The following is a 24172-nucleotide window of genomic DNA, read 5'->3' as shown; positions in this document are numbered from 1 at the left end:
CACATCACGCCGAGCATGGCTCGGCGCTACCCCGCATACCCCGGCATCACCCGATCAGCGTCAGCAACTCCTTCGGCGAGGTCGCCAGCACATCGGCGCCGGCCTCGCTCAGCTCTTCGGCACCGCCGAAACCCCACAGCACGCCGATGTTGCGCAGGCCGTGGTGGCGCGCGCCTTCGATGTCCATGCGGCGGTCACCGATCATCCAGCACTGGCCTGGTTGCAGCGACAGCCGGGACAACGCTTCGGCCACCAGCTGCGGCTTGCTGCTGCGGCTGCCATCGGCGGTGGCCCCGATGACCTCGTCGAAACACGCACCGAACGGCAGGTGCTCGATGATGCGACGCGCGTGAGCTTCATTCTTCGCGGTGACCACGGCCAGGCGATGGCCGCGCGCGTGCAGCGCACGCACCACCTGTTCGATATCGTCGAACACCGCGTGCTCCTGCCAGCCTTCGGCCTCGAAGCGTTCGCAGTAATACGCCACGGCCTGTTCCACCTTCGCCGCATCGTTGAACAGCGGACCGAAGCTGGTTCGCAGCGAGGGACCGATCCAGCCGCGCAGCGCCTCCACCGGAGGCGCCGGATGCTGCATCCGCTCGAAAGCGTGGGTGATGCAGCGGGTGATGCCGACCTGCGAATCGATCAGGGTGCCGTCCAGATCGAAGAACAGCGTGTCAGGCACCTCGACAGCGTCACGACCGACGGCCGTCACCCATTGATCCTGCTCCATTACGCACCCCGCGCTTGGAGGGCCTCCACGGCCGGCAGGGGCTTGCCTTCCAGGAACTCCAGGAACGCACCACCACCGGTGGAGATGTAGCTGACGTCGCCGGCGATATCGAACTTGTCGACCGCCGCCAGCGTGTCGCCGCCACCGGCAATGGAGAACGCCTTGGAGCCGGCGATGGCACGCGCCAGCGCTTCGGTGCCCTTGCTGAAGGCCTCGAATTCGAACACGCCGACCGGGCCGTTCCAGACCACGGTGCCGGCCTGGTTGATCAGCCCGGCGTACTGTTGGGCGGTCTGCGGGCCGATATCCAGGATCAGGTCATCCTCGCCGACATCGGCCAGCGCCTTCACCGTGGCTTCGGCATCGGGCAGGAACTGCTTGGCCACCACCACGTCGGTGGGCAGCGGAATGTCCGCACCGCGCGCCTTGGCATCGGCGACGATCTTCTTCGCCGTTTCCAGCAGGTCCGGTTCGTACAGCGACTTGCCGACCGGGTACCCGGCGGCGGCGATGAAGGTGTTGGCGATGCCCCCGCCGACGATCAGCTGGTCGACCTTGCCGACCAGGCTGGCCAGCAGTTCCAGCTTGGTGCTGACCTTGCTGCCGGCCACGATCGCCAGCAACGGCTTGGCCGGTTCCTTCAGGGCCTTGGCCAGCGCATCCAGTTCGGCCATCAGCAGCGGGCCACCGGCCGCCACCGGGGCGAAACGGATCACGCCGTGGGTCGATGCCTGGGCGCGGTGCGCGGTACCGAAGGCATCCATCACGAACACATCGCACAGCGCCGCATACTGGCGGGCCAGCGCTTCATCGTCCTTGCCCTCGCCTACGTTCATGCGGCAGTTTTCCAGCAGCACGATCTGGCCCGGCTGCACGTCCACGCCGCCGACCCAGTCGCGCAGCAGCGGCACGTCACGGCCCAGCAGTTCGGACAGGCGGCGGGCAACGGGCTGCAGCGAATTTTCCTCGCTCCACTCGCCCTCTTTCGGACGCCCCAGGTGCGAAGTCACCATTACCGCCGCGCCCTGCTCCAACGCCTGCTTCAGCGTAGGCAGCGAGGCGGTGATGCGCTGTTCGGAGCTGATCTGGCCGTTCTCGATCGGCACGTTCAGGTCCTGCCGGATCAACACGCGCTTGCCGGAGAGGTCGAGGTCGGTCATGCGGACGATGGACATGGGCATTCCTGTTCTGGGGAAGAAACGCGCCGCGCGGCGCAGCCCACTATTGTCCCGGCTGCGCAGGCGCATCGCAAACCCCGCGGGTAGTGACGGCCCGGTGGGTGACGACCGTTGGTCGTCACCCACCAGAGCATCAGGCGGCCGGCTTCTGCCGCAGTACGCTCAGCGCCAGCCACCCCACCACCACTACGCCCAGCACCAGCAGCGACCACAGCAGCCAGCGCTTCCAGTCACGCGGCACCTGCAGGGCGGCCGCTCCGGCCAGCGTCTCCGGGGATCCCTCGAAACGTGCCAGCGTCGGCTGCCACGCCGGTCCATTGCGCTGCCGCAGATCCTCGATCAGCACCCCCACCGGCGCCTCCTGGCGCACCGCCGTCGCGCTGCCCACGGCCAGCGCATAAGGCGCCGCACCCTGGCTCAGGAACACCAGCACTTCGGGCTGGTAACCCACGCGCAGGGTGGGCACGGCGGGGGTCGTGGCCGGATCGGCCACCAGTTTCCAATAACGATCACGGGTCACCCCGGACAACACTTGCGGCGCGGACTGCTGGCGACTGCCGCCGCCGGCCTCCAGCTGGTAGGCCACCCATGGCGCGGTGCGGCGCTGCCAGTCGGCCGCCGGATCATCGCGACTGAAGGCCGTCCACTGCACCAGGCTGTTGTCGGGGGTGGCTACATCCAGGCGGCTCACCGGGTAGCGGCCATCCAGAGTGAACTCGAAGCTGCCGCTGCCCTGCTTCACCGGCTGCAGCGCGACCCACTCCCACGGAATCGTCGCCGCGGCCGGCGGCAGTTCCGCCAGCACGCCACGCAGCACAGGCAGCTGCTGGCCCTGGTTGGGCAGCACGCGCAGGTAGCGCACGCTGCGGTCCACGCCGATCCGGCGCTGCAGCAGGCGTTTGCCAGCGCGCTGCAGGTCCACCAGCGGCACCTGCGCATCGATCTGCTGCCAGTTGCGCAGGTCATCGCTGGCATCGACCTGCACGGTGGCCTGCAGCGGTTGTGCCGGCGCTTCCCAGTCCAGCATCACGGCGGCAAGCGGTTGCTGTCCCAGCACGCTGGCATCGATCAACCAGCCCGCCGACTGCGCCGCCCCCGCCGATGCGCCAAGCCGTGCTTCAACCCGGCGCACGCGGCCGTCACTGTCGCGCTCGGTCAGCAGCTGCAGGTCGTTGCGGCTGCCTGCATCCAGCGGCGGCAGCACGAACCAGGGCAGCTCACGCTGCACCGGCGGTTGCGCCAGTGGCTGGTCCGGCGCCAGCAGGGCCGACGGCAGCGCCTGTCCGGCGGCGTTGTAGACCTGCACGTCGGCCAGTTGCGGTGACCACGCACGGCGGTAGATCTGCGGCTCCAGGGTGATCCGGTAGGCACCGGACTGCGCGCTGGAAAGACTCAGCGGCCACTGCTCTACGTACTGCTGCCGATGTTCCTGCGCGTGTGCGGCAGTGGGGACCACCAGCAGGGCCAACAACAGCCCCGTCCACGTTTTCATGCTTGGTTCTCCACGGTCTGCGGCTGGCGCGGCGGCGCCGGCGCGAAGTATCCCACCACGGTACACAACAGCCCGTAGGCGATGAACGAGGCGATGCCGAGCAGGTTGCCCAGATGCTGGCGGTCGACCAGGATCAGCTTGGCCAGTACCACCGCCATCAGCACCGCACCGACCGTCCACAACACGCGCTGGCCGCGCCGCGAGCCCCATACCCAGGCGACCACGCCGAGCACGCTCCAGACCACGGTAAGGCTGGTCTGGGCCAGGCTGGAACCCAGCAGCGCCTCGTTCCAGCGCACCCCGCCCCAATGATGGACCGCGTGCAGGGTCAGGCTGGTCACCGCGATGAAAGCAGCGATCGACAGCAGCGGGACGCGGATCCGCTCCAGCGCGGCAGGCGCCTGGCCGATGTACAGCCAGCGCGCGGCCAGCAGCAGGATCGCCCACTGGACCAGTTCGGCAGGGTTGACCAGCGGCAGCCACGGCAGTGGATCGGAGTGGCCCGGCGTGCTGTGCAGGTACAGCCAGACACAGCCCAGCAGACCGAACAGCACGCTCTGCAGCACCGGGCGGGCAGGATCGAAGGCCGTGCCGAGCGGCAGGCTGATCCAGCGCCAGCGATGCAGCGTGGCCACCACCAGCGCGATCCACGGCAGCAGCACCACCACCACCTGCCAACCGCCGGCCATGCCGAAGCGGCTGGCCACCTGCTGCAGTGCAAGCGACAGCACGCAGGGCCACAGCAGCCACCACAGGAACTGCGCGACCACGGCCACGCGGCCAGCGCCCTGGCGCAGCGCATGCAGCGAACGCGTACCGAGCACGGCCATCAGCGCCCACGCCAGGCCGCCATAGCCGGCCAACGGCTGCTCGTGCGTGCCCACCTGGGCGATCAGCAGCGGGAAAGCGAAGGCGAGCATGGCCAGCGTGGTCAGCCCCAGCACGCGTGCGGATTGGCGACGATAGGCCTCGGCGGCCAGCCAACCGGTTACCGCGGCGATGATCAACAACGCATCCGGCTGGTGACGGTCGGGCACGAAACGGAAGCACTCGGCGACCAGCCCGGTCAGCCACCACATCAGGCCCCACAGGTAGTAGACCAGCGCGATGCTGCTGCGGGCGTGCCGGCGGCAGCTCCATGCCGATGCGAAGCCGGCCAGCGCCAGCAGCAGCACACCGATCGCAGTGGGATTGAGGAACATGCGCGCATCGCTGTCCCAGTGGTCGGCACCGGCGACGAAGGCGAATGCCGCCGCGATCTGCAGCAGCGCGCCACTGATCTGCGGCAGGCGGCGCTGCTGGCGCAGGCCCAGCCACACCAGGCCTGCGCCTTCCAGCGCGAACACCGCGCCGGTGACCCGTGCCGACAGCGCCAGCGGCACCGCCAGCGTGGCAAAGCCCACCGCCAGCACCGCGTGCGACTGGGCCAGCACGCTATAGGACGCACGCGTGATCAGCGCGCGGGCGAGCACCGCATATACCGCTGCCACGCCCACTGCGATGCCGGCCAGCAGCATCGGCTGCTCGTGCAGCAGCGCGGCCTGCAACGAGAACGCCACCAGCGGCGTGCCGAATACCAGGCTGCCATCGACCAGGTCGCGTTTTTCCGCCGGCTGGCGCCGTGCGTAAAGCAGCGGGATCAGCAGGTAGAAGGCGAAGAAAAGGGCCAGGAACGGCTGCGTGGTCGGCAGGTCCTCCGGGCGGTACTGCAGCACGCCCCAGGCTGTTCCGATGCCGAAGGTGAACACGAAACCCAGCAGGTTCAGTGCGCGCCACGGACGGAACCAGGCAATGGCGAAGATGCCGGCGTTGAGCACCGCGTAGTAGCTGAAAAGCCCAACGTGGTTGCCACTGCCGGTGGAGAGCCACAGCGGCGCCATGAAGCCGGCCAGGATGCCCAGCACCGCCAACGTGCGTGATTCCTGCACCACGGCCAGCACGCACAGGCCGGCGACCAGCAGGATGCTGGCGATGAACGCCGGCGCAGGATCGACCAGTCCGTAGATCTTGAAGGCTGCGAAGGTGGTGAGCAGCAGCACACCGATGGCACCGCCCTGCAGCGCCAGCGCAAACAGGCGGCGCTGGCCGCGCTGCTTCCAGCCGAACACCAGCAGGCCGAGCGCGCCGAGCGTGATGCCGGCCAGGCGCAGCTCGATCGGCACGTCCAGCAGGCCCTGGTCGCTGACGTACTTCAGCAGCGCGGCGACACCGGCCAGCAGTACCAGCATGCCGATCTTGACCGGCACGTTGCCTTCGGTGAACCAGCGCTTGGCACCTGCCAATGCGCGCTCGATCGGGTTCGGACCGGACGGCGGCGGCGGTTCGCGATGGGCCGGCGCAGGCTGCGGTTCCGGGGTGTCCTGGTGTTCACGCGGCAGCGGTGGCGGCGCCGCGGCAGACACGTTGGCGAAGACCTCCGGCGCCTCTTCGCGCTCGATCGCCTCCGCGTGCGGGGCATGCAGTGGCCAGGGCTGCAGCGGCGGGACCGGATCCCATGCATCATCGGCCACCGGCGCGCTTCCGCTGACCGCAGTGGAGGGTTCTGCCACGCGCTCATCGCGTGCCAGCAGGGCCTGCTCCAGCGCGCCCACGCGGCGGCGCAGTCCGGAAATCATCACCAGCGCGATCACCAACAACAGCGGGATGGCCAGCGCCACCAGTACCAGCAGTGCAATCAACGCTTCCATTCAGTCGCTTCCTGGTGCTGCCCGCGCCCCGATTGGCGCCGGTGGACCGTGCCATGCTACGGCAAGTCAGGCAACCGCAGGAATCGACCGCCAAGCGGGCAACCCCGCAAAACGACGAACCCCGGCCGGGGCCGGGGTTCGCAGGATCACACGCGGGATGGAATTACTTCGCCGCGACGACGCGCACCATTTCCAGGCACTTGTTCGAGTAGCCCCATTCGTTGTCGTACCACGACACCAGCTTGACGAAGGTGCTGTCCAGGGCGATGCCGGCTTCGGCGTCGAACACCGAGGTGTGGGTTTCGCCGCGGAAATCGGTGGCCACGACCTTGTCTTCGGTGTAACCGAGGATGCCCTTCAGCGCGCCTTCGCTCTGTGCCTTCACTTCGGCGCAGATCTCGGCGTAGGTGGCTTCCTTTTCCAGCTCGACGGTCAGATCGACCACCGACACGTCCGAGGTCGGCACGCGGAAGCTCATGCCGGTCAGCTTCTTGTTCAATTCCGGGATCACCACGCCGACGGCCTTGGCCGCACCGGTGGAGGAGGGAATGATGTTTTCCAGGATGCCACGGCCGCCGCGCCAGTCCTTGTTGGATGGGCCGTCAACGGTCTTCTGGGTGGCGGTGGCCGCGTGCACGGTGGTCATCAGGCCACGCTTGATGCCCCACTTGTCATTGATCACCTTGGCCAGCGGGGCCAGGCAGTTGGTGGTGCACGAGGCGTTGGAGACGATCGCCTGGCCGGCGTAGGTCTTGTCGTTCACGCCGAACACGAACATCGGCGTGTCGTCCTTCGACGGCGCCGACAGGATCACCTTTTTGGCACCTGCGTCGATGTGCTTCTGTGCGGTTTCCTTGGTCAGGAACAGGCCGGTGGATTCGATCACCACGTCCACGCCCGCTTCGTCCCACTTCAGGTTGGCCGGGTCGCGTTCCTGGGTCAGGCGGATCTTCTTGCCGTTGACCAGCAGGTCGCCACCTTCCACGGCCACGTCGGCCTTGAAGCGGCCGTGCACCGAATCGTACTTCAGCATGTAGGCCAGGTAATCCGGCTCCAGCAGATCGTTGATGGCCACGATTTCGATGTCGTCGCCGAAGTTCAGCACCGCCGAACGCAGGACGTTGCGACCGATGCGACCGAAACCGTTGATACCAACCTTGATTGCCATGTTGATGAGCTCCTGCGGCCGCGCGCGACGCGGCGGGATGGATAAGGCCCACTAGTCTAGCAAACCGTCCTGACCACCGGCGGCCAAGCCGCCTGCGGCCGGGCTGCCCAGGCCGATTTGATCCGGATCAAGGCGTCGCAGGCGGGCCCGGCCGAGACTGGCCCCATCACCCCGCAACGAGACCCGCACCATGCGCATCACCGCTCCCCTGCTGGCCGGCCTGGCCGCCGCCCTGTCCCTCGCCGCCGCCCCGGCCATGGCCCAGTCCAAGGGCGACTGGACGCTCTCCGCCGGCGTCCACCAGGTGGCACCGAAGTCCAACAACGGGACGCTGGCCGGTGGCACGCTGAAGGTGGACGTGGACAGCGACATCAAGCCGACCATCACCGGCGAGTACTTCATCGCCGACAACCTGGGCATCGAGGTGCTGGCCGCGTTGCCGTTCAAGCACGACATCAATATCGACGGGCTCGGCCGGGTCGGCAGCACCAAGCACCTGCCGCCGGTGGTGACCCTGCAGTACCACTTCAACAGCCAGGGCAAGGTGTCCCCGTTCGTTGGCGCAGGCATCAACTACACCACGTTCTTCAGCGAAGAAACCGGCGGCGCGCTGGCAGGCAGCAGGCTGAAGATGGACGACTCCTGGGGCCTGGCCGCGCATGCCGGCCTGGACTTCGCGATCAACGAAAAAGCCGCGCTGCGCGTGGACCTGCGCTGGATGGACATCGACAGCAAGGTGAAGCTGGATGGGCAGAAGCTGGGCACCGTGGAGATCGATCCGCTGGCTTATGGCGTGTCTTACGTGATCAAGTTCTGATCCGCGGGCCGTCCAAAGCGCATGACGGCCAGCGGCCGTCACTACCAACAGCATGACGACCAACGGTCGTCACCTACCCACGCGGACCTACCGGACCGGTAGCGCCGTGCCGTCGCCCAGCAGATGCTGCGCGGCGGCGCGCGCATGCAGCGCCGTGGTGTCCAGCAATGGCACGCTGGCGTCGTCGGGGCCGACCAGCATCATGATTTCAGTGCAGCCCAGGATGACGGCCTGCGCGCCACGGTCCACCAGCCGCTGCATGACCTCGCGGTAGAACGCCTGCGACGCCGGCAGTACCCTGCCCTGCACCAGTTCTTCATAGATGATCCGGTGGACTTCGGCGCGGTCTTCTTCGCCGGGCACCAGCACCTGCAGGCCGTGCCGGTCCTGCAGCCGCCCTGTGTAGAACGCCTGCTCCATGGTGAAGGCCGTGCCCAGCAACCCCACCTGCTTCAGCCCCGAGGCCTGTGCGGCGGCGGCGGTGGGATCGGCGATATGCAATAGAGGGATACCGATGGCGTCCTGCACGTCCTCGGCCATGCGATGCATCGTGTTGGTGCAGATCACGATGCACGTGGCGCCGGCCGCCTCGAGCCGGCGCGCGGCATCGATCATCCGGCGCGTCGCTTCCTGCCAGTCCGCGGTCCGCTGCAGCGCTTCGATCGCGGCGAAGTCGAACGACCACAGCAACAGGCGCGCCGAGTGCATGCCACCGAGCGCGTCGCGCACGTGCTCGTTGATCAGCCGGTAGTAATGGGCCGAACTCTCCCAGCTCATGCCACCGACCAGCCCCACGATCCTCTGCTGCATGCGGGCTACCCCTGGAAAAGGAGCTGTCAGCCTACCCCGGTGCGGGCGTTCCCGGCCAGATCCAGGCAAGCCGAGGCACGGTGCGCCCGCTAGAATGCGCAGGATGAAATTCTCCTCCCTGATCCCGGCTGCTGCCCTGCTGGCAGCGCTCACCCTCGTTTCCACCGATGCCCTGGCCTGGGGCGCCCAGGGTCACCGGCTGGTGGGCCGCGTTGCGGAAACCCGCCTTACTCCGGCGGCGCGCGCCGAAGTGGATCGCCTGCTGGCCGGCGAGACCGATCCCACCCTGTCCGGCATCGCCCCGTGGGCCGACCAGCTGCGCGCCACCGATCGTGACCTGGGACGTCGTTCGGCGAAGTGGCATTACATCAACATGGCCGAAGACGGCTGCGTCTACGATGCACCGAAGCACTGCCCGGACGGCAACTGCGTGATCGAGGCGCTGAAGCAGCAGACACTGATCCTGTCCGACCGCAACCGCAGCGATGCCGAACGCACGCAGGCGCTGAAGTTCGTGGTGCACCTGGTCGGTGACATCCACCAGCCGATGCATGCCGGCTACGGCCACGACAAGGGCGGCAACGATTTCCAGCTGCAGTTCAACGGGCGCGGCACCAACCTGCACTCGCTGTGGGACAGCGGCCTGCTCAACACGCGCAAGCTGGATGACGAGGGCTACCTGAAGGTACTGCAGTCGCTGCCGCGACCGTCGCTGGCGCGCCGCGTGGACCTGCGCCGGGATGCGGCGGCATGGGCTGAATCCAGCTGCCGGGTGGCGGTTGAACACGGGGTTTACCCGGCCTCGCGCAAGCTCGACAACACCTACACCGAACAGTATCGCCCCGTGGCCGAGGGCGAACTGCGCATCGCCGGCGAGCGCCTGGCGCAGGTCTTGAACAGCGCCCTCGGCCGTCGCTGAGGAACCCACGCATGCCTGCCCACGTCCAGTCGTTCTTCCACCCCGACAGCCATACCTTCAGCTACGTGGTGCACGACCCGGCCACCCGCCACGCGTCGCTGATCGATGCCGCGCTGGACTACGACGCCGATTCAGGCACGCTGTCCGATGCGGCGCTGCAGCCTTTGCTGGACCACGTGCGCGACAATGAGCTGGACGTGCGCTGGCTGCTGGAAACCCATGCCCATGCGGACCATGTGTCGGCTGGATGCATGTTGAAGGCACGCTTCCCGCAGGCCACGCTGGCCATCGGCGAAGGCATCCGCGCGGTGCAGGCCACCTTCGCGCCGCGCCTTGCGCTGGACCTGTCGGCGATGCCGGACGCCTTCGACCATCTGTTCGCCGACGGTGAGCGCTTCGCGCTGGGCACGCTGGACGCACGCGTGATCGCCGTGCCCGGCCACACCAGCGACAGCATCGCCTACCTGATCGACGACGCGCTGTTCCCGGGCGATTCGCTGTTCATGCCCGACAGCGGCACCGCGCGCTGCGACTTCCCCGGCGGCGATGCGACGCAGTTGTACCGCTCGATCCAGCGCTTGCTTTCACTACCAGGACAGACGCGCGTCTTCGTCTGCCACGACTACGGCGCCGGTGGCCGCGACGTCGCCAACCAGACCACCATCGGCGAACAGCGCGCGCACAACATCCACGTCCGCGACGGCGTGGCCGAAGCCGAGTTCGTGGCCATGCGCCAGGCCCGCGATGCGACCCTGGCCGAACCGCGCCTGATGCAGCCGGCGGTAAAAGCCAACCTGCTCGGGGGCGGCTGAACGCTCAGCCGCCGGTTTCGCTACGGACGTAGTGCCGGCCCTTCACTATTTCGAAAGTGAAGGCGTAGAGCAGGCTGACCGGCACCGCTTCGATCCGCTCGGCGCCGTCGCAGTCGGTGGCATCGCGCGGTGCGCTTCCCGCAGGAAAATGACAGAGCGCGGCAGGCGAGAACCGCCACATCGCCACCGCCTGCTGCGCTGCCTGCAGCAGCGGAAGATTGACTGCGGCCGTCCCCGCTTCGCACTCCGGCCGATCCGCCAGCGGCAGGCTGCGCTCTACCCTGCCTTCGGTATCCACCACCAACTGCAGGCAGACTTTCGTCGGCGGCAGTTCCTGGCGAGGATCCGCGCTGCCCAGCACCGGCGGCGGGGCGGTATGCAGCTGGGGCATGCGATAGCCCTCCGTTGGCCGCAGGGCATACGCTTCCACGGCGCCCGTACCGCCGCCGTCCCTGCGCACCTGCAGCCGCTGGTGATCCACGTTTTCCGAGCGCGTGTCCTGCGCGGTCAGGCGCTCATGGGTGGCGCAGCCGGCCAGCGACAAGGTGCCGGCCACCAGCATCGACAGCCGCTTCATGGCAACGGCCCGTTGTGGCCCGGCGGGAAGGTCGCGCGGCGAAGTTGACACAGCATCCAGCATCGGTAATCGCTCGTTGAGAGGCGTCGTAGCGTAAAAATAACACCACCCAGCTCGGTTTCATCAAACCGGCAAGGGTTGCCTCTGGCGTTGATCTCACCCTCCGTGCAAAGCCCTTCTCATTCTCCTGCCCCGTTCTTCTGCGCTGAAGCAGGTTCAGGGGTGAGGCAGGTCTTCTTACGCCTTCTTATGACGTTCAAGCCGGACATGCTGTAATGCCCCCCATGACGTACAAGGAATCCGCACGCATGACCGACCACCTGACCGATCTAGATGGTGCCGTCGATTGGCTGCTGGCGCGCGTTGAGGGGCCCATCCGCATCGGGGCGCCACTGGCGCTGGGCAAGCCGCACCGGCTGCTCAACGCGCTGTACGCACGGGTGGAAAAGGACCCGGCGCGGCCGCTGCAGATCTACACCGCGCTGTCGCTGAATCCGCCGGTGGCGCATGGCGATGGCCTGGAAGCGCGCTTCATGCGGCCGTTCGCCGAACGTCATTTCGGCAAGGACGTCGTGCGACTGGCCTATGCCGATGCGATGGCAGCGGACACCCTGCCGGACCACGTGCAGGTGGAAGAGTTCTACATGCAGTCCGGCGCGTTGCTGCGTTCGCGGCAGGCGCAGGCCAGCTACACCAGCCTGAACTACACCCACGCCGCCGATGCGGTGGCCCAGCGCGCGCCGCACGCGATCGTGCAGAAAGTGGCCCGCCGCGAAGGCAGCAGCCGGCTGTCGCTTTCGTGCAACAACGACATCACCCAGGACACCCTGGATGCGATGGCCGCACGCGGGCTGCCGCGCCCGCTGCTCATCGCCGAAGTGGATCCGCAGCTGCCCTGGCTGGGTGGCAGTGCGGCGGTGGAGGAGACCTTCTTCGACCTGGTGATCACCCCGCCCGGCCCCTATCCGGCACTGTTCGGCCTGCCGCGGCAGCCGGTCAGCGATGCCGACCATGCCATCGGCCTGTATGCCAGCACGCTGGTGCGGGACGGCGGCACCCTGCAGATCGGCATCGGAGCGCTGGCCGATGCGCTCAGCCACGCGCTGGTGCTGCGCCATACCGACAACGCGCTGTACCGGCGCGTGTTGCATGCACTGGATCCGCAACTGGCGGCGCATCCACTGGTGGCCGGGATCGGTGGATTGGGTCCGTTCGAAGAGGGTCTGTACGGCTGCAGCGAAATGCTCAACGAAGGCTTCCGCAAGCTGGTGCAGTGCGGGGTGATCAAGCGCAAGGTGCACGACGACCTGGTGCTGATGAAGCGGCTGGACAACGGCAGCGCCTACACCGCCGACCACGCCACGCTGGCCGCCGAAGGCGAGTACCTGCACGGCGCGTTCTACCTCGGCTCGCCCGAATTCTACGAATGGCTGCGCACCCTGCCGGACGACGAATGCCGTGCCATCGGCATGCGCCGTATCAGTGAGATCAACCAACTGTACGGCGGCAACGAAGAACTGGAGCGGCTGCAGCGCCGCCATGCGCGCTTCTTCAATTCCTGCATGATGGCCACCGCGCTTGGCGCGGCCGTCTCCGATGCGCTGGAAGACGGGCGCGTGGTGTCCGGCGTGGGCGGCCAGTACAACTTCGTGGCGATGGCGCATGCGCTGCCCGAAGCACGCAGCGTGTTGATGTTCCGCGCCGCACGCGAAGATGCCGGCACGCGCGAAAGCAACGTGCGCTGGAAGTATGGGCACACCACCATTCCCCGCCACCTGCGCGATGTGTACCTCAACGAATATGGCATCGCCGACCTGCGCGGACTGACCGACGCCGATTGCGTGCAGGCGATGGCCGGCATCACCGAACAACCGTTCCAGGACGCATTGCTGCAGCAGGCGAAGGCCGCGCGCAAGTTGGCAACGGCGGCGCAGGTCGATCCGCGCGCGCAGCGCAATACGCCGCAGGCATTGTCCGCCGCACTGGCTGCGTTCCGCAGCGACGGCACCTTGCCCGATTATCCGCTGGGCAGTGACTTCACCGAGGTGGAGCAGGTGCTGGTGAAGGCGCTGGGCTGGTTGAAATCCAACACGCAGACACGCAGTGCGAAGCTGCACACGGTGTGGGCGGCGTTGAAGCAACGCGCCGGCGATGGCGATGCGGTGTACCTGCAGCGAATGGGGCTTGAAGCGCCGGCGAATTTCGGCGAGCGCTTGAACGCGCGCCTGTTGCGGCTGGCGCTGGCCCGCACGGCCGCCTAGCACCGTTAGCGCCGGTAGCGCCGGTAGCGCCGGTAGCGCCGAGCCATGCTCGGCGAGCGCAGCGGCAACGGCAACGGAGCAACAGCGTGACGAGCAACGGTCGTCACCCACCCAGGTAAAGCAGGTCTTCACCCACCAAGGGCAAGGCAGGAGCTGACGGCCAACAACCGTCACTACCCCGGGCGCGCAGCGGTCTTCGACGGTTCCGATGGCACAAAAAAACGCCCCTTGCGGGGCGTTTTCAGTTCGTGCGGTTTACAGCGCCTTGGCAGCTTCCACCACGTGCTCGGTGGTGATGCCGAAGTGCTTGTACAGCGCATCCGCCGGCGCCGAGGCGCCGAAGGTATCGATACCCACCACCGCGCCATCCAGGCCGACGAACTGGCGCCAGAAACCGGTCACACCGGCTTCGATCGCCACGCGCTTGCGCACCGCGTTCGGCAGCACCGATTCACGGTAGGCCGCATCCTGGCGCAGGAACACATCGGTGGACGGCATGGAGACCACGCGGGTCTTCAGGCCGGCCGCGTCCAGCTGCGCCTTGGCTTCGGTGGCCAGCGACACTTCCGAACCGGTGGCGATCAGGATCACGTCCGGGGTACCGCCTTCGGCATCGGCCAGCACGTAGCCGCCCTGCTCGATCTGCGCGATCTGCTGCGCATCACGCGGCTGGTGCGGCAGGTTCTGGCGGCTGAACACCAGGCAGCTTGGACCGTCCTGGCGGGTGATCGCGGCCTTCCAGCTGACCGCCGATTCCACCGCGTCGCAGGGACGCCACACATCGTTGTTCGGGATGTAGCGCAGCGAGGCCAGGTGCTCCACCGGCTGGTGGGTCGGGCCGTCTTCGCCCAGGCCGATCGAGTCGTGGGTATAGACGTGGATGGCATGGGCCGGGATCAGCGCGCTCATGCGCACGCCGTTGCGGGCGTAGTCGCTGAACACCAGGAAGGTGGCGTCGAACGGCAGGAAACCGCCGTGCAGGGCCAGGCCGTTGGCAATGGCGGTCATGCCGAACTCGCGTACGCCGTAGTACACGTAGTTGGCGTTGGCGTCATCGGTGGCGACCGACTTGCTGGCCTTCCACAGGGTCAGGTTGGAGTGGGCCAGATCGGCCGAACCGCCCACTAGCTCCGGCAGCAGCGGTGCGTAGGCTTCGATGGCCAGCTGCGATGCCTTGCGCGAGGCGATGGTCGGGCCTTCCGCCGCCACCTGGGCGATGTAGGCATCGGCCTTGGCGATGAAATCTTCCGGCAGCTCGCCGTGCGAACGACGGGTCAGTTCTTCAGCCTGCTGCGGGTACTGGGCGGCGTACTTGTCGAACTGCTGTTCCCATTCGGCCTGGCGCAGAGTGCCGGTACCGCCGGCACGCCAGCCGCCATAGATGGCTTCCGGGATCTCGAAGGGGCCGTATTCCCAGCCCAGCGCCTTGCGGGTGGCTTCCAGCTCGTCCTTGCCCAGCGGCGCGCCATGGCTGGATTCCTTGCCGGCCTTGGCCGGGGAACCGAAACCGATGGTGGTGCGGCAGCAGATCAGGGTCGGCTTGTCGGACTGCGCCAGCGCGGCGTCGATGCCGGCCTTGATGCTTTCCGGATCATGGCCATCGACGTCACGAACGACGTTCCAGCCATAAGCCTCGAAACGCTCCGGGGTGTTGTCGGTGAACCAGCCATCGGTATTGCCGTCGATGGAGATGTGGTTGTTGTCCCAGAAGCAGACCAGCTTGTGCAGGCCCCAGGTACCGGCCAGCGAAGCGGCTTCATGCGACACGCCTTCCATCAGGCAGCCGTCACCCATGAACACGTAGGTGCGGTGATCGACGATTTCCAGCTCCGGGCGGTTGAAGCGCTGGGCCAGCAGCTTTTCGGCCAGGGCGAAACCGACGGCATTGGCGAAGCCCTGGCCAAGCGGACCGGTGGTGGTCTCAACGCCCGGGGTTTCGTGGTGTTCCGGATGGCCGGCGGTCTTGCTGCCGAGCTGGCGGAACGCCTTCAGCTGTTCGATCGGCAGATCGTAGCCACTCAGGTGCAGCAGGGCGTACTGCAGCATCGAGCCATGGCCGTTGGACAGCACGAAACGGTCACGGTTGAACCACTTCGGGTTGTTCGGGTTGTGGCGGAGATAGTCGTTCCAGAGCACTTCGGCGATGTCGGCCATGCCCATGGGCATGCCGGGGTGGCCGGACTTGGCGGTCTCGACCGCATCGGCGGCAAGGAAGCGGATGGCGTTGGCCAACTGGCGGCGGGTAGGCTGCGTCATGGTTCTATCGGAATCAGGGAGGCGGCCGCGGACGTGCGGGCGAATCATTGTAACGCCGTGCCACGCCGGGCGGACTCACGCGGTAACCGCCGGGTCAGCCAACGGTAGCGCGGCCAGGGCCGGCGAGCGCAGCGGCGCACCAGGGCAGCAATCGCCCCGGCAAAACCGATGAACCGATTCAGACGGCGCGGTCGGTCGGGGCGGTCGCTGTCGCGGCCATGGCCGGCTCGTCCTTCTCGCCCTTGGCCACCAGGGTGGTCAGGGCCAGGTCGCCGGTGACGTTCAGCGCGGTCCGGCACATGTCCAGGAAGTGGTTCACGCCCAGGATCAGGCCGATGCCGAGCGGGTTCACCCCGACCATCGCGCAGATCATCGCCACCACCGGCAGCGAGCCCGACGGCACGCCGGCCGTGCCGATCCCGCCAAGGATGCAGACGGCCATGACCATGATCTGCTGGCCGATGCTCAGGTCCACACCGAAGAACTGCGCCAGGAAGATCACCGTCACGCCTTCGAACAGCGCGGTGCCGTTCTGGTTGGCGGTTGCGCCGACGGTCAGCACGAAGCGCGACACCTTCTGCGGCAGGCCCATCTCATCGGCCACGCGCAGCGCGGTCGGCAGGGTCGCGTTGCTGGAGGCGGTGGAGAACGCCATCACCGTCGCTTCCTGGGTATCGCGGAAGAATGCCAGCGGCGAGCGCCCGGACAACCACACCGCCACGCCGTAGCTGACCACCATGTGCAGGCCCAGCGCCAGTACCACCACGCCGACGTAGGCGCCCAGCCGGATCAGCAGTTCGAAGCCGAACAGCGCGGCCAGGTTGAACATGAAGCAGGCCACCGCATACGGCGCCAGGCGGATGACCAGGTTGATCAGGGTCATCGAGACTTCGAAGACGCCTTCGATGGCACGCCGCAGCGGGGCGACCTTTTCATCGTCGGTCAGCACCATGCCGATGCCGAACATCAGCGCGAAGAACATCAGCGAGAGGATCGCCCCATTGCTGGAAGCGGCCGCCACGATGTTGCTCGGCACGATCGACAGCAGCATGTCCATGCCCTTGGGCTGGCTGCCGACACCGGCCACGATTTCCTTTGAACGCTCCAGGTTCTCGGCCAGGATCTGGTTGGCCATGGCCGGGTCCACGCCCACGCCGGGCTTGAGCACGTTCACCAGCACCAGCCCGATCGCCACCGCGATGCTGGACAGCACGATGGTATAGGCCAGGGTCTTCCAGCCGATCCGGCCGAGCGCGCGGATGTCGCCCATCTCCGACACACCCATCACCAGCGCGGAGAAGATCAGCGGCACGATCAGCATGAAGATCAGGTTGAGGAACAGGCCGGAAGCGGGCGTGGTGATGTAGTGCATCAGCCACTTCGCCGCGTCCATCAGTGCCGGCGTCTGCGCACCCAGCGCATGCACCACCAGACCCAGCACCAGGCCGATGGCGAAGCCGATGCCCATCTTCCAGTGCAGAGGCATCTTTTTCTTCGCGGGGCTGGCTGCTGTCATCGGCTCGGTATCCTGGGAAATGAGGGTCACTGTAGCAAAGCGCCCCGCGGCTCCGTCTTGCCGATCACGGCGGCGGCGGGTACAGCGGCGGCAGTCCAGTCTGCGTCGAGGCTACCGGGGCCGACCAGTGCGGTCCGTCATGGAACGCTTGTTTCAGTTCCCGGCGCACGCCAGGCAGGTCACCATCGCCGGCCCAGCGCGCTTTCTGCAAGGCCTGCAGGGCCAGGCGCTGGCGCTCATCGCCCAACTTCGCCAGCACCAGGTCCAGACGCGACACACCCGCCATCGCGCACAACACCGCTGCCACGTCGGCAAAGCTTTCGGCGTCAAGGGCGCGACGCAGGTCGGCGACGCGTGGGGTTCCCTGCAACGGGCTGCCCGGCGGCGCCGGCGCCTGCCCGTTCGACGACACGCGGTGGGCGCGACCCCGCTGCCAGCCCCACCACAGGGTCAGCAGCCACAACACCAGCAAGCCTGCCGCCAGCGCCATCCAGCCCAGCGGCTGGCCCGTGCTGGTGCCTGCGGCGGGCGACGCAGCAGCCCCCTCGCCGCCGGGCAGCGCGGCATCGGTATCCAGCGCCTGCACCGGCGGCGTTGGCTGGGCCGCCCCGCCGCTGCCGGCGGCGACCGTCAAGGTCAGCGCTGGGACGCCACTGCTGCGCGCCTGCCCGGCTTTCACGTCCCACCAGCGCATCTGGATGCCGGGCACTTCCAGCGTCCCGGCCGCGCGCGGCACGATGGAATAGCGCCGGGTGATCTTCAGCTGGGGCGAGCCGCCGCTGAAGGTTTCGTCGTACTGCGCCGGTTCGGCGAACACCTGCGCATCGCTGCCGACATCGGGCACCGGCAGGTCGGTGAACTGGGCCCGGGTCGCTCCCACCGCGATCCCTTCGATCTCCAGCGTGGCCGCTTCACCGGCGCGCGCCCGGTCCGGGGCCAGCGTGTAGCGCAGGCGCAGGTCGTGCAGCGGCAGCCACGGCTGCGGCGCGTCGACCGGCTGCGCCTGCACCTGCAGGGTCTGGTCGGCCGCTGCCGCGCGCAGCCGGCCATCACCGCGCCCGCCGAAGAAATCATCGAAGAAACTGCCCGCGGTACGCCCATCGAAGCGGGCCCCCGCCACCCGCAGCGGCCCGCTGCGTTCGGGAATCAACAGATAGCGCCGCTCGGCTACGTTGTAGCGTCGTCCGTTGACCTCGCGCACGTCGGTGCGGTCCTGGCCGATCACCTGCAACGATGCACCTTCGGGGGTATCCAGCACCAGTGAACCCGACGCCAGCTGCGCGGCGTAGAACAGCCGCACCACCACGCCCACGCTCTGCTGCACGTAAGGGCTGCTGTCATCCACCTCGGTTTCGATGAAGGCCAGCGCGCTGCCATCGTTGCGCGCCGGTGCCGCCGCAGCAACCTGCAGCTGCAGGGGCTCGGTGAACACCTGGCCAACCTGCAGCGGCGGCACCACCAGCGTGCCGCTACGCCGGGGCGACAGTGCCACGCCATGCAGCGTGCGCGTCTGCATGCGCCCGTTGATCCACTCGACCTGGCGGCTGCGGGTCTGGTTGCTGAGTTCAAAATCGGCGCCCAGCGGGGTCAGCACCGGCGAGGCGGCCGAATCGGACTGGATGTTCAGGGTGACCGTGTCGCCAAGGGAAACCTGGGCGCGATCCAGCCACGCGCGGGTCTGTGCCGATGCCACGTGCGGCACGCAGAGCACCACGGCAAGCAACCACGGCAGCAGGCGCGCGATAACCGATGGGGAGACGGTGCGTGTCATGGTCCTTCCTGTTTCCTGCGTTCGTTTTCCAGCTGGAACTTGGCGCGAAGCAGGTCGCCCGGCCGGTCCGGCACGCGCCGCATCCAGGCTTCGACCGCCTGCTGCTGCTCGCGCTGCTGCGGCGTGCGGCCGTCACTGCGCTGCGCGGGCTGCTTTGCCTGCTTGCCCTGTTGACCCTGCTGCACCGCCTGCTGCATGCGCTCGCGCTGTTCTGCATCGGCGCGCGCCTGCGCCTGCGGATCGACAGGCGGCGGCGCCTCGCCCGCTCCCGGCTTGCCGGATGGCGCGCCCGCTGGCGGCGGTGGCTGGGCAGGATCACCCGGCTTCTGGGACCCCTTGCCCGCCGAAGATGGCTGGCCGGACGATGGCGGCTGCGCTTGGCCTTGGCCTTGCGGTGGTGGCTTGCTCTTCCCCGGCTGCGACGGCGGGGACTTTCCGCCCTGCGGCGAAGGCGGTGGCTTGCGCTTGCGTGCGGCATCGACCACCGCCCGGTTGGCCACGGCATCGGGCATCCCCGGGCGCTGGCTCAAGGCATGGTCGTAAGCCTGCACCGCGCCATCGAGGTCGCCCTGGCGCGCACGCGCATTGCCTAGGTTGTACCAGCCTTCGGCCGTCTGGACGCTTTCAAACGTGCGCGCGGCAGTGTCGAAATCGCCGGCGTGGTAAGCCTGCACGCCCTGCTCCAGTTGCTGCTGGCGGCGCTGGTCATCGCGCAACCAGAGGTTGGAACGGGCGCCGGCCTGCGGGGCGGGCGCCGCTGTGGCCTGCGCCAGCACGGGCGCTGGCTGCAGCCCAACAACCCCGATAAGCAACAGCACAGACAGCACCGCGCTGCGTCGACGGAAGGCCAGCAAGGCAAGCAGCATCAGCGGTGGCAGCAGCCAATAGCCCTGGTCCAGCCACTGGCGCACGGCACCGCGCTCGCTTTCGCCCGCCGAACGGTCGGCGCGCAGCAGATCCAGTGCGCGCAGGTCGGTCGTGTCGCTGGCCAGCCGCTGGTAGCGCCCGCCACCGGCATCGGCCAGGCGGCGCAGGCTGGCTTCGTCCAGCGCGGCGTTGGCAATCTGGCCGCGGCTGTCCCGGTAGGCCGCGCCGGTCGCTGTACCCAGCCCGATCACCGATACCTGCACGCCCTGGCTGCGCGCCTGGCGCGCCGCTTCGATGGCGGCCGCGTCGGCGCTGTCGGTCAGCAGCAGCACCTGGCCGGCACGCAGGCCACTGCGTTGCAGCAGCTGGGTGGCCCAGTCCAGCGCGCGGTCGGTGCGCTGGCCATCGGCCGGCATCACCTGTGGAGACAGCGCATCCAGGTACAGCCCGATGTTGGCCACGTCATCAGTGAGCGGCGCCACGGTGTAGGCATCGTCGGCATACACCACCAGCGCCAGTTGGCCGCCTTCGCGTTGCTGCAGCAGGCTGGCCAGTTTGGCCCTTGCCTGCAGCAGCCGCGACGGCGGCAGATCGGTGGCGGTGATGCGGGTGGACAGATCCAGCACCACCACCAAGGGTGACTGCGGTTGCAACAGTGGCTGGGCCTGCTGCTTCCACCCCGGGCCCGCCAGCGCCAGTACGGCCAGCGTCCAACCCAGCAGCACCGTCCACGGCCAGCGCCGTGCGCCCTTGCCGCTGGCCTGCAGCAGGTGCGGCAACAGGTGGGGATCCACGGCCTGCTGCCAGCGTCCGGCATCACGCCCGCGGCGCCATGCCCACAGCGCGATGAACGGCAGCACGCACAGCGCCCACAGCAGCTGCGGACGGGCCCAGTGGAGCGCAGAAAGCAGGTCCAGGTTCATGAGCGACGTCCCGGCCACAGCCAGGCCGATGCGCCCAGCAGCATCGCCAATCCAAGCGCCCAGAAATACACCTCGTTACGCGGCCGCAGCGCCGGCCCCTTGGCGGTCACCGGCTCCAGCCGGTCCAGTTCGGCATAGATGCCGGCCAGCTCGGCGGTGTCGCGCGCGCGGAAGAAGCGCCCGCCGGTGCGCTCGGCGATCTGCCGCAGGGTGGCCTCGTCCACGGGATCCTGGCCCTGGCCGAGATCCATGCCGAACAGCTTCATGCCGCCGTCCCCACCAAATGCCACCGGGTAGACCCGCACCTGCTCGGTGGCCGCCAGGTCCGCCGCGCGCAGCGGCGAGAGGACGCCGGCATTGCTGACGCCATCGGTGAGCAGGATCAGGACGCGCTGGCCCTCGGGCTGGTCACGCAGGCGCTTCACCGCCAGCGCGATCGCATCGCCAATGGCGGTCTCGCGGCCGGCCAGTCCAACCACCGCATCGCCCAGTTGCTCGCGCACGCTGGCCAGGTCGGCGGTGATCGGGGTCAGGGCATAGGCGCGATCGCCGAATACCAGCAGGCCGACACGATCGCCGGCACGACGATCCAGGAAATCGGCCAGCACCGCCTTGGCCGCGACCAGCCGCTCCACCACCTGCCGGCCCAGCACCATGTCCGGCTCGCCCATGCTGCCGGACACGTCCATGGCCAGCATCAATTGCCGCGCCTGGGTAGGCGGACTGACCGCTTCGCCGAGCAGCTGCGGCCGCGCCAGCGCAACGCACAGGCAGCACCAGCCCAGCCACAGCAACAGGCGATGGATGCGCGCGCCGTCGCCGCCGTTGCCACCGGCGATCTCCTGCAGCTGCCGTGCCGACCACGGCACGCGCAGCGCGGCGCCTTCGGACGCCACGCGGCGTGGCCACCAGCGCATCAGCCACGGCAACGGCAAGGCAAGCAGCGCCCATGGCCACGCCAGCAGCAGGTCCGGCCACGGCCAGCCGGGAAGGGTCATCGGGAACGCTCTCGCAGCAGCGCGACATACCGCGTGCGCGCCCAGCGTTCGAACGTGGCCAGCTGCGCTGCATCGATCACGGGCTGGTAAGCGCCCTGCAGCAGCAGGTCGCGTTGCGCCGGCGCAAGCGCACTGGCGGGATCAAGCACCTGCAACCACGCCTCACCCTGCAGCAGTTCGCTGCCGGCGCGGCTTTCGCGGGCAGCACGCCGCAGCAGCTCCACCAGCGCGGCAAGCCGCAATGGGCCTTCGCCCGCCGCCTGCAGCTCTGCATCGAACTGCCGCTGCCACGCCCGTTCGCGGCGAAGCCGGCGGGCGCGCAGCAGTACGGGTATCGCCACCAGCACCAGCACCGCGGCGGCGATCAGCCACCAGCCGGGCGCAGGCGGCCACAGACTGGGCGCCGGTGGCAGGTGCACATCACGCAGGGGCAGGTTCGCGCTCATGACACGACCTCGCGCACTGCAGGGGCCAGCCAACCACTGCTTGGGGCATCGGTTGAGATCACATGGGTCGTCACCCGGCGCGTGGCCAGGCTGTCCTGCAACTGCTGCAGCGGCACGGCGAAATAGTCCTGCCAGTGCGCACGCACCTGCGCGCTGCGCAGGTCCACGCGCACACGGCTGCGCTCTGCGATGAAATCCAGTGCGTCGGTGGGCGGCTGCATTTCCAGCGGATCCACCAGCAGCAGCACGTCCACCTGATGATGCAGGGCCAGCGCGGACCAGCGCGCGAGCGGAACCGCAGCGGCGCGCAGCGGGTCGGCCAGCACCAGCAGGCGCGCGCCCGGCCGCAGCACGCGCGTGGCCTGCTGCAGCGCGTGCTCCAGCCCGGCATCTTCAGCCTGTGGCCCCGCATACCAGCGGCTCAATGCATCGAGCACGCGCAGCACGCCACGGGTTCCGCCGGCTGGCGGAATCGGAGCTTCGTGCAGGCTGCCGCGCAGCGCCGCGATGCGGTCACCGCGACGCTGCGCCGACCACGCCGCCACCGCGCCCACGCGTGCGGCCTGGACCGATTTGAAGCGGGTGCGCGTGCCGAAGTACAGCGCCGGATCGGTATCGGCGACGATCAGCGTGACCCGCTCGCGTTCGGCCTGGAACAACTTGGTATGGGTGCGGCCACTGCGTGCGGTCACCCGCCAGTCGATATGCCGCGCGTCATCGCCGGCGACATACTCGCGTGATTCGGCGTACTCCATGCCACGCCCGCGCAGCGGCGATGGCGCCTGGCCGGCCTGGCCGATGCGCCCACGCTTCGGCGCCGGCGGACGGACCGCCGTGCCGCGCAGGGCTACCAGTTCGGCGAGGGTGGGCACCAGCCCATCACCGTGCAGCAGATCGGGGGACTCAACGGCCATCGTGGTCAGGGGGCCGGTACCTTGGCCAACAGCTCCTGCACCAGCCGTTCGCCATCCCAGCCTTCTGCAAGCGCCTCGTAGCTGGGCAGCACGCGGTGGCGCAGCACGTCGGCGGCGATCGCGCGCACATCGTCGGGGGTGACGAAGTCACGCCCGGCCAACCAGGCACGCGCCCGCGCGCAGCGCTCCAAGGCGATGGAACCACGCGGGCTGGCGCCCCAGGCGATGCGCCGCGCCAGTGCAGCGTCGTAGCGGGCAGGCTGCCGCGAGGCCAGCACCAGCTCGACCAGATAGCGTTCCAGCGGCGGCGCCATGTGCAGATCCAGCACTTCGCGACGCGCCTGGTGCACATCTTCCAGCGGCATCCGCCGCGGCGGTTCCGGGGCTGCATCCAGCGCACCGCGCGCGCGTTCACGGGCCAGCCGCAGGATCTCGGTCTCGGCGCCTTCGTCCGGATAGCCGATGCGGACATACATGAGGAAACGATCAAGCTGCGCTTCCGGCAGCGGGAACGTGCCTTCCTGTTCGATCGGGTTCTGCGTGGCCATCACCAGGAACAGCGGCGGCAGCGCATAGGTGTGGCGGCCGACGGTGACCTGGCGCTCGCCCATCGCTTCCAGCAGCGCGGACTGCACCTTGGCCGGGGCGCGGTTGATCTCGTCGGCCAGCAGGATGGGATGGAAGATCGGGCCGGGCACGAACTCGAAGCGGCCCTCCTGCGGGCGCCAGATTTCGGTGCCGGTGAGGTCAGCCGGCAACAGGTCGGGGGTGAACTGCACGCGGGAAAACTCAGCGTCCAGCCGGCTGGCCAGCGCACGGATGGCAGTGGTCTTGGCCAGCCCGGGGGCGCCTTCCACCAGCAGGTGGCCATCGGCCAGCAACGCGATCAGCAGGCGTTCGACCAGCTCGGCCTGGCCGACGATTTCACTGGACAGCGCAGTGCGCAGGGCCTGGAAGTCAGCGTGCAGGCGCGATGCATTGCTGCCTGCGGTGAGGGTGGGGGGAACGGCGGGGATCTGATTCATCG

General features: G+C 68.3%; 19 protein-coding genes. 4 read left to right on the top strand and 15 right to left on the bottom strand.

Annotated features, from left to right (window positions below):
- Positions 1-46 precede the first annotated feature (46 nt).
- The 5 genes from H9654_RS06215 to gap all read right to left on the bottom strand — a co-directional run bounded on the left by H9654_RS06215 (position 47) and on the right by gap (position 7258).
- A complete protein-coding gene (locus H9654_RS06215; protein WP_191769857.1) occupies positions 47-733 on the bottom strand; it encodes an HAD hydrolase-like protein in 687 nt (228 codons plus the stop codon).
- A complete protein-coding gene (locus H9654_RS06210; protein WP_191769855.1) occupies positions 733-1908 on the bottom strand; it encodes a phosphoglycerate kinase in 1176 nt (391 codons plus the stop codon). The genes H9654_RS06215 and H9654_RS06210 overlap by 1 nt, the downstream gene beginning before the upstream one ends.
- 136 nt (positions 1909-2044) lie before the next feature.
- A complete protein-coding gene (locus H9654_RS06205; protein ID WP_191769854.1) occupies positions 2045-3403 on the bottom strand; it encodes a DUF3999 domain-containing protein in 1359 nt (452 codons plus the stop codon).
- On the bottom strand, positions 3400-6090 hold the full coding sequence (locus tag H9654_RS06200; protein WP_191769852.1) for a DUF2339 domain-containing protein: 2691 nt from the start codon (positions 6088-6090) through the stop codon (positions 3400-3402). The genes H9654_RS06205 and H9654_RS06200 overlap by 4 nt, the downstream gene beginning before the upstream one ends.
- 163 nt (positions 6091-6253) lie before the next feature.
- A complete protein-coding gene (gene gap, locus H9654_RS06195; protein ID WP_191769850.1) occupies positions 6254-7258 on the bottom strand; it encodes a type I glyceraldehyde-3-phosphate dehydrogenase in 1005 nt (334 codons plus the stop codon).
- 190 nt (positions 7259-7448) lie between these two features.
- Here gap and H9654_RS06190 point away from each other — a divergent pair, with 190 nt between their 5' ends.
- Positions 7449-8075: an OmpW/AlkL family protein gene (locus H9654_RS06190; RefSeq protein ID WP_191769848.1), complete on the top strand. Its 627-nt coding sequence runs from the start codon at positions 7449-7451 to the stop codon at positions 8073-8075.
- 87 nt (positions 8076-8162) lie between these two features.
- Here H9654_RS06190 and H9654_RS06185 read toward each other — a convergent pair whose 3' ends face one another.
- A complete protein-coding gene (locus H9654_RS06185) occupies positions 8163-8885 on the bottom strand; it encodes an aspartate/glutamate racemase family protein (protein WP_191769846.1) in 723 nt (240 codons plus the stop codon).
- A 103-nt stretch (positions 8886-8988) separates the two neighbouring features.
- On the opposite strand from H9654_RS06185, the gene H9654_RS06180 reads away from it, so the two are divergent.
- Both H9654_RS06180 and H9654_RS06175 read left to right on the top strand, forming a co-directional pair.
- Positions 8989-9804, top strand: coding sequence for a S1/P1 nuclease (locus H9654_RS06180; protein ID WP_191769844.1), 816 nt, complete (start codon positions 8989-8991; stop codon positions 9802-9804).
- 11 nt (positions 9805-9815) lie between these two features.
- Positions 9816-10616, top strand: a complete 801-nt coding sequence (locus tag H9654_RS06175; protein WP_191769842.1) for an MBL fold metallo-hydrolase — start codon at positions 9816-9818, stop codon at positions 10614-10616.
- Positions 10617-10620: 4 nt separating this feature from the next.
- Here the strand turns inward: H9654_RS06175 and H9654_RS06170 are convergent, their stop codons facing one another.
- Entirely contained in the window at positions 10621-11193 is a 573-nt protein-coding gene (locus H9654_RS06170) for a hypothetical protein (protein WP_191769840.1), read from the bottom strand.
- Between the two features lie 308 nt (positions 11194-11501).
- On the opposite strand from H9654_RS06170, the gene H9654_RS06165 reads away from it, so the two are divergent.
- Positions 11502-13454 carry an acetyl-CoA hydrolase/transferase C-terminal domain-containing protein gene (locus H9654_RS06165; protein ID WP_191769838.1) on the top strand — a complete coding sequence of 651 codons (1953 nt, stop codon included), beginning with the start codon at positions 11502-11504 and terminating at the stop codon, positions 13452-13454.
- Between the two features lie 255 nt (positions 13455-13709).
- On the opposite strand, the gene tkt is transcribed toward H9654_RS06165, so the two are convergent.
- The 8 genes from tkt to H9654_RS06125 all read right to left on the bottom strand — a co-directional run bounded on the left by tkt (position 13710) and on the right by H9654_RS06125 (position 24170).
- Complete coding sequence (gene tkt, locus H9654_RS06160) at positions 13710-15710, bottom strand: transketolase (RefSeq protein WP_191769836.1); 2001 nt, start codon at positions 15708-15710, stop codon at positions 13710-13712.
- Between the two features lie 178 nt (positions 15711-15888).
- The gene (locus tag H9654_RS06155) at positions 15889-17226 is read right to left on the bottom strand and encodes a dicarboxylate/amino acid:cation symporter (RefSeq protein WP_191769835.1); all 1338 of its coding nucleotides are present in this window, start codon (positions 17224-17226) and stop codon (positions 15889-15891) included.
- Positions 17227-17290: 64 nt separating this feature from the next.
- The gene (locus tag H9654_RS06150; protein ID WP_191769833.1) at positions 17291-18997 is read right to left on the bottom strand and encodes a BatD family protein; all 1707 of its coding nucleotides are present in this window, start codon (positions 18995-18997) and stop codon (positions 17291-17293) included.
- Positions 18994-20787, bottom strand: a complete 1794-nt coding sequence (locus H9654_RS06145; RefSeq protein WP_191769831.1) for a VWA domain-containing protein — start codon at positions 20785-20787, stop codon at positions 18994-18996. Before H9654_RS06145 ends, H9654_RS06150 begins: the two co-directional genes overlap by 4 nt.
- Positions 20784-21785: a vWA domain-containing protein gene (locus H9654_RS06140; protein WP_191769829.1), complete on the bottom strand. Its 1002-nt coding sequence runs from the start codon at positions 21783-21785 to the stop codon at positions 20784-20786. Before H9654_RS06140 ends, H9654_RS06145 begins: the two co-directional genes overlap by 4 nt.
- Positions 21782-22231, bottom strand: coding sequence for a DUF4381 domain-containing protein (locus tag H9654_RS06135; protein WP_191769827.1), 450 nt, complete (start codon positions 22229-22231; stop codon positions 21782-21784). Before H9654_RS06135 ends, H9654_RS06140 begins: the two co-directional genes overlap by 4 nt.
- A complete protein-coding gene (locus H9654_RS06130) occupies positions 22228-23145 on the bottom strand; it encodes a DUF58 domain-containing protein (RefSeq protein WP_191769825.1) in 918 nt (305 codons plus the stop codon). Before H9654_RS06130 ends, H9654_RS06135 begins: the two co-directional genes overlap by 4 nt.
- A 5-nt stretch (positions 23146-23150) precedes the next feature.
- On the bottom strand, positions 23151-24170 hold the full coding sequence (locus H9654_RS06125) for an AAA family ATPase (RefSeq protein WP_182657426.1): 1020 nt from the start codon (positions 24168-24170) through the stop codon (positions 23151-23153).
- Positions 24171-24172 lie beyond the last annotated feature (2 nt).

It is taken from the genome of Stenotrophomonas lacuserhaii, from assembly GCF_014836545.1.
Taxonomy (GTDB): Bacteria; Pseudomonadota; Gammaproteobacteria; order Xanthomonadales; family Xanthomonadaceae; genus Stenotrophomonas; species Stenotrophomonas lacuserhaii.
Note: the sequence above shows the minus strand (reverse complement) of the source record. Positions and strands in the feature narration are given on the sequence as shown.

Coding starts and splice junctions, on each gene's coding strand:
- H9654_RS06215 (WP_191769857.1), bottom strand. CDS start 733: ATGGAGCAGGATCAATGGGTGACGGCCGTCGGTCGTGACGCTGTCGAG.
- H9654_RS06210 (WP_191769855.1), bottom strand. CDS start 1,908: ATGTCCATCGTCCGCATGACCGACCTCGACCTCTCCGGCAAGCGCGTG.
- H9654_RS06205 (WP_191769854.1), bottom strand. CDS start 3,403: ATGAAAACGTGGACGGGGCTGTTGTTGGCCCTGCTGGTGGTCCCCACT.
- H9654_RS06200 (WP_191769852.1), bottom strand. CDS start 6,090: ATGGAAGCGTTGATTGCACTGCTGGTACTGGTGGCGCTGGCCATCCCG.
- gap (WP_191769850.1), bottom strand. CDS start 7,258: ATGGCAATCAAGGTTGGTATCAACGGTTTCGGTCGCATCGGTCGCAAC.
- H9654_RS06190 (WP_191769848.1), top strand. CDS start 7,449: ATGCGCATCACCGCTCCCCTGCTGGCCGGCCTGGCCGCCGCCCTGTCC.
- H9654_RS06185 (WP_191769846.1), bottom strand. CDS start 8,885: ATGCAGCAGAGGATCGTGGGGCTGGTCGGTGGCATGAGCTGGGAGAGT.
- H9654_RS06180 (WP_191769844.1), top strand. CDS start 8,989: ATGAAATTCTCCTCCCTGATCCCGGCTGCTGCCCTGCTGGCAGCGCTC.
- H9654_RS06175 (WP_191769842.1), top strand. CDS start 9,816: ATGCCTGCCCACGTCCAGTCGTTCTTCCACCCCGACAGCCATACCTTC.
- H9654_RS06170 (WP_191769840.1), bottom strand. CDS start 11,193: ATGAAGCGGCTGTCGATGCTGGTGGCCGGCACCTTGTCGCTGGCCGGC.
- H9654_RS06165 (WP_191769838.1), top strand. CDS start 11,502: ATGACCGACCACCTGACCGATCTAGATGGTGCCGTCGATTGGCTGCTG.
- tkt (WP_191769836.1), bottom strand. CDS start 15,710: ATGACGCAGCCTACCCGCCGCCAGTTGGCCAACGCCATCCGCTTCCTT.
- H9654_RS06155 (WP_191769835.1), bottom strand. CDS start 17,226: ATGACAGCAGCCAGCCCCGCGAAGAAAAAGATGCCTCTGCACTGGAAG.
- H9654_RS06150 (WP_191769833.1), bottom strand. CDS start 18,997: ATGACACGCACCGTCTCCCCATCGGTTATCGCGCGCCTGCTGCCGTGG.
- H9654_RS06145 (WP_191769831.1), bottom strand. CDS start 20,787: ATGAACCTGGACCTGCTTTCTGCGCTCCACTGGGCCCGTCCGCAGCTG.
- H9654_RS06140 (WP_191769829.1), bottom strand. CDS start 21,785: ATGACCCTTCCCGGCTGGCCGTGGCCGGACCTGCTGCTGGCGTGGCCA.
- H9654_RS06135 (WP_191769827.1), bottom strand. CDS start 22,231: ATGAGCGCGAACCTGCCCCTGCGTGATGTGCACCTGCCACCGGCGCCC.
- H9654_RS06130 (WP_191769825.1), bottom strand. CDS start 23,145: ATGGCCGTTGAGTCCCCCGATCTGCTGCACGGTGATGGGCTGGTGCCC.
- H9654_RS06125 (WP_182657426.1), bottom strand. CDS start 24,170: ATGAATCAGATCCCCGCCGTTCCCCCCACCCTCACCGCAGGCAGCAAT.